12 protein-coding genes are annotated in these 13,428 nt (G+C 37.7%); 3 read left to right on the top strand and 9 right to left on the bottom strand.

Going from position 1 to position 13,428, the window contains the following annotated elements; genetic code table 11:
• Positions 1-317: 317 nt before the first annotated feature.
• Positions 318-1,409, bottom strand: coding sequence for a 2'-deoxycytidine 5'-triphosphate deaminase (locus WCP78_RS02085; protein ID WP_336278854.1), 1,092 nt, complete (start codon positions 1,407-1,409; stop codon positions 318-320).
• Between the two features lie 286 nt (positions 1,410-1,695).
• On the opposite strand from WCP78_RS02085, the gene mutL reads away from it, so the two are divergent.
• Both mutL and WCP78_RS02075 read left to right on the top strand, forming a co-directional pair.
• A complete protein-coding gene (mutL, locus tag WCP78_RS02080) occupies positions 1,696-3,543 on the top strand; it encodes a DNA mismatch repair endonuclease MutL (protein ID WP_336278853.1) in 1,848 nt (615 codons plus the stop codon).
• A 118-nt stretch (positions 3,544-3,661) separates the two neighbouring features.
• A complete protein-coding gene (locus WCP78_RS02075) occupies positions 3,662-3,907 on the top strand; it encodes a DUF2093 domain-containing protein (RefSeq protein WP_336278852.1) in 246 nt (81 codons plus the stop codon).
• A 46-nt stretch (positions 3,908-3,953) separates the two neighbouring features.
• On the opposite strand, the gene lpxK is transcribed toward WCP78_RS02075, so the two are convergent.
• From lpxK to WCP78_RS02040, 7 genes are all read right to left on the bottom strand, one after another.
• A complete protein-coding gene (lpxK, locus tag WCP78_RS02070; RefSeq protein ID WP_336278851.1) occupies positions 3,954-4,973 on the bottom strand; it encodes a tetraacyldisaccharide 4'-kinase in 1,020 nt (339 codons plus the stop codon).
• Complete coding sequence (gene waaA / locus WCP78_RS02065) at positions 4,963-6,288, bottom strand: lipid IV(A) 3-deoxy-D-manno-octulosonic acid transferase (RefSeq protein ID WP_336278850.1); 1,326 nt, start codon at positions 6,286-6,288, stop codon at positions 4,963-4,965. The genes lpxK and waaA overlap by 11 nt, the downstream gene beginning before the upstream one ends.
• 705 nt (positions 6,289-6,993) lie before the next feature.
• Entirely contained in the window at positions 6,994-7,239 is a 246-nt protein-coding gene (locus WCP78_RS02060) for a DUF4170 domain-containing protein (RefSeq protein WP_336278849.1), read from the bottom strand.
• Between the two features lie 44 nt (positions 7,240-7,283).
• Positions 7,284-8,087, bottom strand: coding sequence for a 3'(2'),5'-bisphosphate nucleotidase CysQ (locus WCP78_RS02055; RefSeq protein WP_336278848.1), 804 nt, complete (start codon positions 8,085-8,087; stop codon positions 7,284-7,286).
• Positions 8,074-9,405, bottom strand: a complete 1,332-nt coding sequence (locus tag WCP78_RS02050; protein ID WP_336279114.1) for a TldD/PmbA family protein — start codon at positions 9,403-9,405, stop codon at positions 8,074-8,076. Before WCP78_RS02050 ends, WCP78_RS02055 begins: the two co-directional genes overlap by 14 nt.
• A 704-nt stretch (positions 9,406-10,109) precedes the next feature.
• Positions 10,110-10,667: a 16S rRNA (guanine(966)-N(2))-methyltransferase RsmD gene (gene rsmD / locus WCP78_RS02045; RefSeq protein ID WP_336278847.1), complete on the bottom strand. Its 558-nt coding sequence runs from the start codon at positions 10,665-10,667 to the stop codon at positions 10,110-10,112.
• Entirely contained in the window at positions 10,648-12,033 is a 1,386-nt protein-coding gene (locus tag WCP78_RS02040; protein ID WP_336278846.1) for a pseudouridine synthase, read from the bottom strand. The genes rsmD and WCP78_RS02040 overlap by 20 nt, the downstream gene beginning before the upstream one ends.
• A gap of 271 nt (positions 12,034-12,304) precedes the next feature.
• On the opposite strand from WCP78_RS02040, the gene WCP78_RS02035 reads away from it, so the two are divergent.
• Entirely contained in the window at positions 12,305-12,751 is a 447-nt protein-coding gene (locus tag WCP78_RS02035) for a nucleoside deaminase (RefSeq protein ID WP_336278845.1), read from the top strand.
• 73 nt (positions 12,752-12,824) lie between these two features.
• Here the strand turns inward: WCP78_RS02035 and WCP78_RS02030 are convergent, their stop codons facing one another.
• Positions 12,825-13,403 carry a hypothetical protein gene (locus WCP78_RS02030; RefSeq protein ID WP_336278844.1) on the bottom strand — a complete coding sequence of 193 codons (579 nt, stop codon included), beginning with the start codon at positions 13,401-13,403 and terminating at the stop codon, positions 12,825-12,827.
• Positions 13,404-13,428: the final 25 nt, after the last annotated feature.

The following is a 13,428-nucleotide window of genomic DNA, read 5'->3' as shown; positions in this document are numbered from 1 at the left end:
TTTGTGGATTTCCCCACTAATCAAAATTGATCAAAACACGCGTTTATAATTTACATAAGGCATTTTAAAAAATTTTAAATGTAAGAACGCATAAATAAGAAGAAGAAGTAACTTCATAAAATCATCAAAATGGCATTTCACATGCAAGTAAAATGCACTATACCACCATTTAAACTCTAAGAATAGAGTTAATGGTGGCAAATTGTTCTGCACCTTTAATTTAAGAAATTAATAAACTAGCCATATGCAATATCTTTAGAAAACAAGCCTTCTCTCTAATGAATACATTTCTTGCACATGCTTTATCAAAGCCCATATTATTTAAAGTGCTTAGACAATTTTAATCCCTGTGCTTGATAATGTGATCCAGCACCTTGTCCATAAAGTACTAACGGCCGCTTAAGCATATGCTCATACATTAAACGACCAATAATTTGGCCATGTTCCAAAATAAATGGAACTTCATAGCTGCGCACTTCTAAAACTGCTCTTGTTCCTTTTCCTCCTACTTCCGTATGCCCAAATCCTGGATCAAAAAATCCTGCATAATGTACCCGAAACTCACCAACTAAAGGATCAAAAGGTTTCATTTCAGCGGCATAAAGCGGAGGAATATGAACAGCTTCTTGTGAAACTAAAATATAAAATTCATTAGGATCAAGAACCAACTCTCTTTGACCACAATCAAAAAGAGGCTCCCAAAAATCTAAAACATGAGCAACAGCACGTTTATCAATATCAATAACACTTGTATGACGTTTACCACGATATCCCACAAGTCCGTCCTCATTTCCTATTAAATTAATGGAAAGTCCAACACCACCATCACTAATATTAGGACAATCATCCGATATAAGTGTTTCTTTTTTATGCAAATCATGTAATTCAATTTCATTTAAATAACTTTGTCCCCTTCGGAACCGAAGCTGAGATAAACGTGAACCTGTACGTACTAAAATTGGAAATGTACGTGGACTAATTTCAAGATAAAGCGAACCATGATAACCTGCACAAATTTTATCAAATTCTTGAGAGTTATCCGTAATCACACGCGTAAAAATATCTAGTCTTCCCGTAGAGCTTTTGGGATTGGCAACTGCAGATAAAATTTTTGGTAAAGCTAAACTTTCCAAAAGAGGAACAATATAAACACATCCCGTTTCCAAAACTGCTCCATCCCGCAAATCAAATTCATGCAACTTTAACCGCTTAATCTTATCAAGAACTTTTGTATTAGATCCCGGCATAAAAGAAGCACGTATGCGATAGGCTTTTTCTCCTAAACGAAGATCAAGACTTGCTGGTTGTATTTGATCTGCATCAAATGGCCAAAGAGCTGCAAGAACATCACTGTTAATTAAAGCCTGTATATCACTATCAGCTAAAATACCACCTCTCATACGCGCCATACTATCTTAACCTCCCAATCTTTTACTCTACTTTTCTATCAAGTGATTAACTTGCAAGAATATATTGGACAAAAAAATTATTTTCCTCTGCTCTTACCAACCAAGTTTTCTACATAATTGATAAACGCCATAGACAATAAAATAGCAGTTAGTACGATACTTTTAAAAAAATTAATACCTATTTTGAGGATAAGATTTTTCATATTCTCTTATTCTTGAATGTTGAATAAATGATGTTATCATATTCGCAAAACTTTTATAAAATCAGCAAGAATGCTTTTAAATTATGATTATACGCCATCTCAGCGAAAATATTATTAACCAAATTGCGGCAGGAGAAGTTATTGAACGACCTGCAAGTGTCGTCAAAGAGCTTGTTGAAAACGCCATTGATGCTGGAGCAACCCGGATCGAAATTGTCACAGCAAACGGTGGAAAAAATTTTATAAGGGTGAGCGATAATGGCTGCGGGATTCAGGAAGATCAATTAACTTTAGCAGTTTCTCGCCATTGTACATCAAAGATTACAGACGATGTGCATAATATTTGCTTCCTTGGTTTCCGAGGAGAAGCTTTACCCTCTATTGGTTCTGTTGCTAAACTTAAAGTGACCTCGCGAACACAGCATGCTGAAAACGCTTCTGAAATTATCGTCACAGCAGGGAAGACTATGAGGCCAAAACCCGCTGCCGCCAATCCCGGTACTATCGTTGAAGTGCGTGATCTCTTCTTTATAACTCCAGCACGATTAAAATTCATGAAAACTGACCGTGCTGAAACAAATGCCATCACCGATATGGTTAAACGAATTGCCATCGCATTTCCACATATCCGCTTTTCTCTTTCTGGTTCAGACCGAACTTCCATGGAATTGCCTGCTACAGAAAATAATACCCAAGGACAATTACAGCGTATTACACAGATTATGGGAAAAGAATTTGCTTCCAACAGCATCATACTTAATGCTGAACGCGAAACAGTTCAGTTAACTGGCTTTGCTTGTTTGCCATCCTTTAATCGTAGTAATAGCCTTCATCAGTTTGCTTATGTGAATGGACGTCCAGTACGAGATAAATTCCTTTGTGGAGCAATTCGAGGAGCTTATGCTGATCTTATGGCTCGGGATCGCCATCCTGTATGTATTCTGTTTATTAATCTACCACCAGCTGATGTAGATGTGAATGTACACCCAGCTAAAGCTGATGTACGATTCCGTGATCCAGGATTAATTCGTGGTTTAATTATTGGAGCAATTCATGAAGCATTGCATCAATCTGGTATTCGTCCTACTTCAACAAGCTCTGAAGCAATGTTGTCTGCATTTCAGACATCACCACCATTGGAAACTTATAAAAATACTCAGAGGTCTTTTTCTTACAAATCACAACACACACCCCTAATATCATCATCTGTATCAACCCTTCATAAGCCGCTAGACAATGCTATGAACCCTGTCAATTTAAAAGAGGATTCCATGCCTATTATGAGCTGCTTAAATACGCCAAGCGGTGATGTACGCGCTACAAACCCTATACCCTCATCAGAAGAATTAAATTATCCTCTAGGAGCTGCTAGAGCACAAATTCATAAAAATTACATCATCGCTCAAACCCAAGATAGCTTAATAATTGTTGATCAGCATGCTGCTCACGAAAGACTGGTTTATGAAGCACTCAAGAATGCACTTTACTCTAAACCACTTTCTTCACAATTGTTGCTTATCCCTGAAATTGTAGAACTATCTGAAGAAGATGCAACATGCCTTTTAACTCATAAAAGTTCTTTGCAAAAATTTGGTTTAGGAATAGAATCGTTCGGACCCGGAGCAGTCGTTGTGCGTGAAACACCCTCCATGTTAGGGGAAATTAATGTGCAAGCTCTCATTAAGGATCTAGCAGACGAAGCAGCCGAATATGATACTACGGACAATTTAAAAGCGATGCTTGATCATATTGCAGCAACTATGGCATGCCATGGATCGATAAGATCAGGACGCCTTTTGCACCCAGAAGAAATGAATGCACTATTACGGCAAATAGAGACAACACCTAATACGGGTACGTGTAATCATGGTCGTCCTACTTATATAGAACTTAAATTGGCTGATATAGAACGGCTTTTTGGCAGAAAATGAGCTAATATTCATAGCTTTGTTAAAAAATATTTTTATAAATTCACTCTCGACTTTATCAAGTCTCTTATGGCACTTTGTTCGAATCATTTCTCATTCATATAAGAAGGGGTTATAAAGAATGTTTTCCAATGATGAACGTGAAGCAAAAATTCATTATTCCAATAATGGATATAAAATTATAGAATATGGAACCTACACCCTTTGTGCAGTTAGTGGACAAAAAATTCCTATAGATGATCTAAAATATTGGAATCATCATCGCCAAGAGGCATATGCAAGTTGTGAAATTTCTTATCATCGCGAACTGGAATGCAATCCACATCTCAGCCAATTGTTAAAAAAACACAGAGAAACAACTAAGTGAAGAAGATTATAAAATTCAACTTTTCTCTTCACAAAATTGTAAAAAATTAGAGAAAACGTTTTCGTTTTGAAAAACGAACCATAACCTCTTGAAGAATCGTACGGCAAAAATTTTTTTGAGCAAAATCAACTTCAACATCGAATACAATAAGCTTTTTAAAGTCTTGTTGTACATTACTTGCTCGTATACGTGTATAATCCTTAGCAGTTGTAGCCAACCATAAATTTTGAGTTTTAGCTCTTTGTGCAAGATTTTTTAAATCTGCATCAGTAAAAAAATAATGATCAGGATAAGAATAAGTTTGAACAACGTGACCAGACAGTTTTTTAATAGATTCAAAAAATTTATTTGGATTTCCAATACCTGCAAATGCCAAAAATGACTTTCCTTTAACCTCGTCAGAAACCAATGATTTAAGATGAGCATAGTGTAAAGACTTTCCAGTACCGCTGACAAGGCAATTGACTATATTATCTCTATTCGAATCACCAATCAATAAAACACTATCCATTAAAGAAAACTGTGTTTTTAGCGGTGCACGCAAAGGACCTGCTGGGAAAACAGATCTATTACCAAAATTACGCATTGCATCTACCACAAGCAACGCATAATCCATGTAAAGACGACGGCTTTGAAACCCATCATCCATTAAAATAATACTACAGCCCTCTTCCTTGAGCCGTTGTGCCGCTGCATAACGATTAGGTGAGATGGCAACCAAAGCATGCCGTGCAAGTAAAAGTGATTCATCTCCAACATCGTGCACATTATCATATTCATTATTGACGAGGCGCACCCCCTTAACCGTGCCACCATAACCACGTGATACAATGCCAGGCACTAAACCAAGCTCTTTAGCCGCTTGGGAACAAGCAATAACAACAGGTGTTTTACCCGCACCACCCAATGTAAAATTGCCAATACATAGAACTGGAAGATCAATAACAGGAGGCTGCTTTGTCATATGGAAACGTAAAAAATACCCATATAGCCAAGAAGCTGGCATTAATGAAAAACGCAAAAAACTTTTATCTTTCCACCAAAAATTTGGCGCTCTAATGTACATACCTACTACCCCGACGTTGACTTAAATTTGTCTGTATCACGAGGGGTTGTAAAAACGGATCAAGAACCTTTAACGTACGTTCAAATGCACCCGTCATGCTTGTTGCTACTTCATGAGCCTTATCAACCATTTCTCGACGCAGTGCTTCATTTGTTAAAAGTCTATAAACTTGACTAGCGAGCTGTTTCGTATCGTGAACCATATATGCTGCATCATGCATTAAAAATTGTTCAAACGTCTCTTGAAAATTTGAGATATGAGGTCCCGTTAAAATGGCTGAGCCAAGAAAAGCCAACTCCAACGGATTGTGTCCACCGTGTCCGCACAACGATTTACCAATAAAAGAAACTTTTGACAAACGAAGAAAAAGCCCCATCTCTCCGATCGTATCTCCCCAGAAAATATCCGTATTAACATCTGGAATAGTATTATTACTTCTACGAATAAAACGCAAACTTTCGTTTCCACACCTCTTGATAAGATCTTCTGAACGTTCAGGATGGCGGGGTACAATGATTGTTAACAAATCTGGCAAATAATTTTTCAAAATCCTATGAACATCAAAAGCAACCTGCTCTTCTCCTTCATGGGTTGAAATAGCTGCCCAAACTGGACGATTGCCAATAGCATTACGATAATGCTCAAGCAATGCACGATCCTCAACTAGGCAAACATCGGCCTTAAGATTACCAGAAAACGCAACAGATTTTACTCCAAGCGCATGGTAATAAGTAATATCTCTTTCATTTTGGCCAATAGCCATATCAATATGTTGAAAAATATGTCGGGCAAGAACGCGCCGTTTTTGCCAAGATTTAAAAGAGCGTTCAGACATATGAGCATTAACCAAAATCTGTGGAATACGCATTTTAGCAAGCTCCTTAATGCGTAGAGGCCAAATTTCCGATTCACAAATCAATACTAAATCAGGCTTCCAATGACCAATAAATCGACGCACTACTGAATCCAAATCCAACGGAGCATATTGATGTATTAATCGATCACCAAAGTACTTTTCTACGAGAGAAGATGATGTAACAGTACAAGTTGTTAATAATATATTGATTTTTAATGATAAAATATAATTAATAAGTGGAACAAGTGCGAGAGTTTCTCCAACACTTGCCGCGTGAAACCAAATTAATGGACTTTGAGGACGTGCTTTATGGCTTTTCCCCAAACGCTCTTTTTGACGACCCCAATCTTCTTTTCCGCGTATAGCACGAAAAAACAGATAAAGAGGGATAACAGGACGTAAGCAAAAACCAACAATCCGATAGATTAAAAGAGCCGCACGTGCCTTTAGTTCTACCATTTATCACCTCACTTACCTATTTTAAAATATCTGCAAGCTTCTTTATAAACACTTCATCATATCTTGCTTTATTGTATTTATTTTCTCTAGAAAAATACTATTTGCATTTTAAAGACAGAAGTACTCTATTTTAATAGAAATGACTAATATTCAAAGAGCGCAATTACAGTTTTATCTCTTACTTTTTAAATAATTCTCTCCCATGACAATATATGTATATGGATAATAACTGTCTTTCACTCAGATGTAGGAAATTTTGGGTATAAATTGTGCCTGTTACTCATTTTATTAACATAATGCATTTTTCCCAAACCATGCGTAAAATTCAAAACACTACTTTTTTACAAGCTGTACCATTTATTTTTGAATCATGAATAAGAAAAAACACCACAAAAAACTCTTCACCTAAAAAAAGAGCTTATAATATATTATCCGTACAAAAAGTTAATAATGATAATAATTATAAGTCCCTTGTTTCTTTGCAATTTTATCTAAACTTTAATCGCTTTGTCTAAAAACACATGCATTCCCCACAACCATACAATAAAAGTTGTGTCAACCACATTTTATCCATGAATGCCGACGCCCATCGCCAAGAGCACTAGATAAAAACTATACCCTTCTTTTTTAAATTATTCTGATATCAAATTTAACCCTATCACACTTACTCGCATAACAAAGACAATAATGATTTATCCATCAAGTTTACTCTACACCACCTGCTTCAGTATCAAGAAACCGCTGCAAATCTACAATGTAATAACGTTGTAATGCATTATCTACACTGCTCTGCGCTTTTGTCTGCCATGCTTCTTGAGCTGATTGATAATCTGGAAAAATACCAACTACATCTAAATCACTGAGATTCTTAAATTGATTACCGCTGAGATTTTTCAATTCCCCACCAAATACAAGATACAAATATTGTTTTTCTTTGTTAGCTCCGACCATATGTTTCTCCATACATTAAGGGATTTTAACGCGTTCTCATGTGCTTAAACTAACTTTTCTTGACGAACAACATCTATCATATTTTGGCAGCAATTATTTTTTCCAGCAATTAAAAAGCCACATTGATAAGGTTCAACCCCGTAAGATATAGTGGGTGTGTCCAGCGATAAAAAACATCCACCGCATCCCTGCAAAATAAGATCAGCGGCAGCAATGTCCCATTCATGACAGTTCGGACGTATCACCACAACATCGACTTCACCCTGAGCAGCAAGAACTATCCGGTAAGCGAGAGAAGGAATATGATGATAAAAACTCACCTGATTGCAAAAATCATCTGGGAGCTTTTTAGCTACAGATTCATCAAGAGATACTTTATATTTGCGATTAACCTGAGATGCCAAAAGAGGGAGCTCTATGCCATTTAATGTAGGCATTTTACCAACAACAGCTGCATAAACATCCCCTCGAGCTGGACACTGCAAAACACCTACGATAGGGCGCCCATTTTCAATAATAGCAATCGAAATACACCAATAGAGACTGCCAGACAAAAAACCACGAGTCCCATCAATAGGATCAACTACAAAGTATCGTTCATAGATCTGACCTATACGGTCATCTTTTGTTTCTTCTGAAATCCACCCATAAGTTGGACGCGCCCCAAGAAGCCTTTCCTTTAAAAAGCAATCAACTGCAAAATCTGCTTCACTGACCAACGAACTGTCATCTTTAACCCAAACATTTAACTCACATCTAAAATACTTCATTGCTAACTCTCCTGCCTCTCGACAAACATCAAGCAAAAGATTTAGATCAGAAGAATGGCGCATATCATTTTCCTGCAAGTGTCATTCCCTCAATTAACAATGTTGGAGCAGCTGTACTATAACGCCGATCAATATCGCTTGCAGGTGTTAAATGTGCTAACATATGAAGCAAATCAGAACCTAGCGTTACTTCGCTTACTGGATAAGCAATTTCTCCATTTTCAATCCAAAAACCTGAAGCACCACGGCTATATTGGCCTGTAACAAAATCAATACCATGCCCAAACAATTCTGTAACATAAAAACCATTCCGTAAATTTTTTATGATATCGTAAGGCGATATTAAACCTGGTTCAATAGCAAAATTTGTACTTGCTGGCTGGACTAATGACGCTGAACGCACACCATGGCCATTGGTTTCAAGACCTAATTCACGCGCAGAAGATGATGAAAGAAGCCAGTTTTTTAGTACACCATTTTCAATAATATGTAATGCTTTCCCCTCTACCCCTTCTCCATCAAAAGGACGAGAAGAATTCCCACGTAATAGCAAAGGCTGATCTGTTACATTAACACCAGGCTTCATAACAGCTCTACCAAGAAAATTTTGTAAAATACTCGTTTTGCGAGCAACCAATGCTCCATTAACCATAGATGCAATATGTCCAGAAATCCCACGAGCTGTACGAGGATCAAAAACAACATCAACAGCTCCAGTAGTTGCACGAACTGCTCCCAAACGTCGAACCGCACCTAACCCTGCATTTCTACCCACAGTTTCTGCTGCTTCTAAATCAGAAAAATGCAAAGCAGTCGTATAATCATAATCCCGTTCCATCGCTGTACCTTCACCAGCAAGTGCGCTGCAAGAACGTGAAAAATAACTGGAACGATAAGATCCACAAAACCCATGGCTTGTTACAAGAACAAATCGGCTACGGCCATAAGCCGTCGCGGCTCCACCAGAATTGCTTACCCCTTTAACATCAAGAGCTGCTGCCTCCATTTTCAAAGCATCTTCTGTTAAAAAATGACTGTGTGGAACAAAATTATCAAAGAGATCAAGATCTTTAGGATGAATCACCAAACACTCTTGATCTGCCAAACCTTCAAATAAACTGTCAGGAGAAGCTTTAGCCATTGCAATAGCACGTGCTGTTAGTTCTTGCGGATAAGCCGCTAAATTAGCAGAAATACTCGCAACTTTCTTGCCAACAAAAACCCTTAATATAAAATCATCGCTCTCTGAAGCTTCTGTTGATTCAACTTTCCCACAACGAACCGATACACGAAGAGAGTGTGAGCCAATAATTACAGCATCAGCAGCATCTGCTCCAAAACGCTTTGCAGATTCAACCAATGAAGTGGCTTTATCAATCTGATCTTTGTCAGTCATCATAAACTCCCTCAAATCCTGATCATTCTATTGATAAGCAATCCGGGAAGTTTATAGAAAACTATAACTCTTGTGTGCTCATCGATAACAATTATATGCAATTAAAGTAATGCACTATTTTTCTTTTAACTAATCGAATAATCTCCCTTTTGGCTTATTTCTAAAAAGATTCAACAATTGTAAACTTCTTGAATTCAAGCCTTCCAATTTTCTCTATCATTTTACAAATAAAATTAGCGTTTTTACAATCGAATCAATAGAAAATTATACGATAACGCTTGACTTTAACTCAAAACTTTCAAACGCTTCAATAAAATGCTTTCATAACTGTTGGTAAAATCTAAAAAATGACTTAAACTGAATACTTCTCAGTTATTAAATGCTGAACTAATTTTTATGTTATCTTTCTGTAATGCCTCACTTAATCGCAATGAAATACTTTCATGCTCTGCTAACTTTCCTTGCCTTTATTAGCACTTTCATACAGTTACTTATTTAAAAGTTTTTTGCAATTGATATAGCCTGAACAAAACACACTCCTGATTTTATCTCCACACATGACCGTATAATAATCACCAAAACCTCTAACTAGAAAAAAGCTCTACATCCACAAAACAACCATCATTCACAAGAAAAATAATGAAAAACTGTATGGAATAATTTTTATACTATCGAATAAAAACAGTTTTTTCTCAAGAACAACCCTATGATTGCAGTTTATAAAAACGTATTACTGTATCACCGTACAAGCGCTCATCATCTACATAAAATGTATCAGGTAAGTGAATAATGACATCTTTCTTTTCTTCAAGAACAAAAAGTGCATCAGCTTTTGCCCATCCCCCTTTTAGAGCCTCGACAAAAGCACGCTCACCTAAACCGTGACCATAAGGAGGATCTGCGCAAATAACATCAAATGGAAGCATTGTTCCAATATTGCCAAGTTTTGTTGCATCACGGCGGAGAATCCGGCCAATCGCCTGCAGTTCAAAAGCTTCAATATTTTTTTGGATGAGTCCACGTCCTTCAACTGAATTTTCGACAAAAACAGCAGCCTTTGCACCACGTGAAAGCGCTTCAATGCCTAAGGCACCAGTACCAGCAAAAAGATCAAGAATACGTTTATTTCTCCAAAATCGTTCTTCTCGACTAGCAAAAATATTAAAAAGACTTTCGCGTATACGATCACTCGTTGGACGAATTGACTGACCAACAGGTGCAAATAAAACACGTCCCGCTAGTTCACCGCCTACGATCCGCACGCGACCCTCCTGACAACTGCGATGTTTTTGCACGACTATGATGTAATTTAGGCTTTTTCATATCGCTACCCCATGCTTTCGTCCTTCGCTTATTCTTTAAAGAGCGATCACCATGATCATCTTTAATGGTCTTACCTTCTCTTTTTAAAAAATAGTCCTTTTTGTCAGGAACATACTCCTCTCTACGATAAGATGCTTTGTAACGCTTTTTATCTTTCCGCAACTGAACTTCTGTAGACTTTTTCTTACCTCTATGGGATAATCCTTTACTGGCATCGCTCTTATCATCATGTAGATTATCCTCACGATAGACAAACTTCCCGCGTGCACTCTGCGGACGTGCACCAGGTGCCATCCAAACATTAGAAGAGCGAGAACGCGGCAAATAACGCTCTCCTTTTTCCCTCTCATTCTTATTCTTACTCATTGATTTTTCATTAGGCTTTGTGCTCAATTGTGTCCGATCATGTTTAGCAAAGCCGCTTCGTTTACTGCGCTGTACATCTCTTCCACTTGAAAAAATCCAACCGTCATTTCCGATAACACGATTTTTATTACTTTGCTTTTCCATAACAACTACAGAATTTGAAAATGGCTTAAGAATAGGAGCATCAAAATCTGCATTGGCTTGCATAATTAAACGCTCACCTAATTGATCGCGTAGCGTCCGACCTTTTAGTTCACGAACTGCCCCTTCTTCCAAGTCAGATAGCTGAAATGGACCATAAGATACACGAATTAAACGATTAACCGATAATCCTAACGCGCCAAGAACATTCTTTATCTCACGATTTTTTCCTTCACGCAAAGCCACTGAAAGCCACACATTAGATCCTTGCTCACGTTCAAGCGATGCTTGAATTGAACCATAAAAAATACCATCAATTGCAATACCATTCTTAAGGTTATCAAGTGCACTTTGTTTTACTTTACCATGAGCACGAACTCTATATTTACGTACCCATCCTGTTAAAGGAAGCTCCAAGACACGCGCTAAGCCACCATCATTGGTTAGCAGTAAAAGACCTTCCGTATTAATATCAAGCCTGCCAACAGAAAGGACGCGAGGCATTCCTTTTGGCAAATTACTAAATACTGTTGGTCTACCTTTAGGATCACGGTTAGTGGTAACAAGTCCTGCTGGCTTGTGGTAAAGCCATAACCGCGTTCGTTCTATAGGAGACAAAGGCTTGCCATCAACTTGAATAATATCAGAGCGAGTAACATTAAAAGCGGGCGTTGTCACAACCTCACCATTAACAACAATACGACCAGCCACAATCATCATTTCTGCATCACGACGGGATGCAACACCAGCACGTGCTAACCTTTTAGCAATCCGTTCACTTTCATTATTTTTATTCATTTGCTTTTCACACCAATCTCTTACAGTACGTTCAGCAAATTTTTCACATATACCATACCGCTTATTATAAAAAGGGAAGTAACATAATCAGTTATCATTTTCTATCCTTTAGCAGCAATAATGTATCTGTTTACTTTCAAATTGATTTTAAATACTTTTTACAAAACAATAGCATTACTTCATTATAAAAGTGGAGTAACTTTACTTACCTCGCAGCATGCCGCTATAGATAAAAACCCTTGCTCTCTCTATTGTTCAGGAAAAAGGAAACATGACTCTGACTCCCATGGAAATAGCTCTTTTAGAAGCGCAACTGGCTCAAAAAAAAGGCGAGGTTCCCGTAGGCGCAGTTATCACACGTGAGAAAACAATTATTGCACGTGCTGGTAATTATATAAAGTCCGCATATGATCCTACAGGGCATGCAGAAATGCGTGTTATCCGTATGGCTTGCGAAACATTCCAAAGCGAAAGGCTTCCTGATTGCAATATTTATGTAACACTTGAGCCTTGTGCTATGTGTGCTGCAGCTATTTCATTCACACGTATACGACGTCTCTACTATGCAACAGGTGATCCCAAAGGAGGAGCCGTTGAACATGGACCACGTCTTTATAAGCAATCAACCTGTCATCATAGGCCTGATGTCTATTCTGGTTTTAAGGAACAAGAAGCAGCTCAACTGCTTAAAGATTTTTTTGCACAAAAGCGATATTAAGAATAATTCCTCTGCTTACACACAGCTATCCACCAATTATATTAGTCTTTTTCAAAAAGACCTCCTACCCCTTTTACAACCCTCTTTTTGCAGCACTTTTTCTTTCACGCTCCTTTAATGCTTCATCTTTACCGCGTTGCCCAATAGGTGCAGTCCTAGCTGGCTGACGATAATTTAAAGGCGGCTCAATGAGGAAGGACTTCTTCTTTACACTTCGTTCTTTCTGAAGACGCAAATACTCCTGTCTATGTTTTGCATTTAACCGTACAAAACCCTTTGGATCATTATTACCAGTATACTCATTAACTGAGAGGGATTTTTTTGATACAACAGAAACTCTGCTATTTCTCAGATAACGCCTTCGTGTTGCTGTGCCACTAAAAACTCTATACCCTGTTACATCTTTCTGAGGCTGTGGCAAAGTTATGTGCGAACCCAGTTTAGGTAACACCAGTTTTGGATGAGATTTCATAACAAACTGATCATGATTGTTTTTAGATCTTAGTGAAACAGCGTTAGCAATATCTCTCAAAAACTGTATCGAAACTGCTCTTCCTGTACCATAGGTGGGTGCAGACAAACTACATCCGGTTAAAATAGAACATACACCTAAAATGCTTATCGAAAATATTTTTAACTCACGCTTTTCCACTGCTCATCCATTTTCCAAAATATAT

Origin of the sequence: Bartonella occidentalis, from assembly GCF_037070875.1 — a bacterium.
In the GTDB taxonomy this organism is placed as follows: Bacteria; Pseudomonadota; Alphaproteobacteria; order Rhizobiales; family Rhizobiaceae; genus Bartonella.
Note: the sequence above shows the minus strand (reverse complement) of the source record. Positions and strands in the feature narration are given on the sequence as shown.

What these genes read in the sequence shown, in the direction of transcription:
- WCP78_RS02085 (WP_336278854.1), bottom strand. Translation starts at nt 1,409, where the DNA reads ATGGCGCGTATGAGAGGTGGTATTTTAGCTGATAGTGATATACAGGCT.
- mutL (WP_336278853.1), top strand. Translation starts at nt 1,696, where the DNA reads ATGATTATACGCCATCTCAGCGAAAATATTATTAACCAAATTGCGGCA.
- WCP78_RS02075 (WP_336278852.1), top strand. Translation starts at nt 3,662, where the DNA reads ATGTTTTCCAATGATGAACGTGAAGCAAAAATTCATTATTCCAATAAT.
- lpxK (WP_336278851.1), bottom strand. Translation starts at nt 4,973, where the DNA reads ATGTACATTAGAGCGCCAAATTTTTGGTGGAAAGATAAAAGTTTTTTG.
- waaA (WP_336278850.1), bottom strand. Translation starts at nt 6,288, where the DNA reads ATGGTAGAACTAAAGGCACGTGCGGCTCTTTTAATCTATCGGATTGTT.
- WCP78_RS02060 (WP_336278849.1), bottom strand. Translation starts at nt 7,239, where the DNA reads ATGGTCGGAGCTAACAAAGAAAAACAATATTTGTATCTTGTATTTGGT.
- WCP78_RS02050 (WP_336279114.1), bottom strand. Translation starts at nt 9,405, where the DNA reads ATGACTGACAAAGATCAGATTGATAAAGCCACTTCATTGGTTGAATCT.
- WCP78_RS02040 (WP_336278846.1), bottom strand. Translation starts at nt 12,033, where the DNA reads ATGAATAAAAATAATGAAAGTGAACGGATTGCTAAAAGGTTAGCACGT.
- WCP78_RS02035 (WP_336278845.1), top strand. Translation starts at nt 12,305, where the DNA reads ATGACTCTGACTCCCATGGAAATAGCTCTTTTAGAAGCGCAACTGGCT.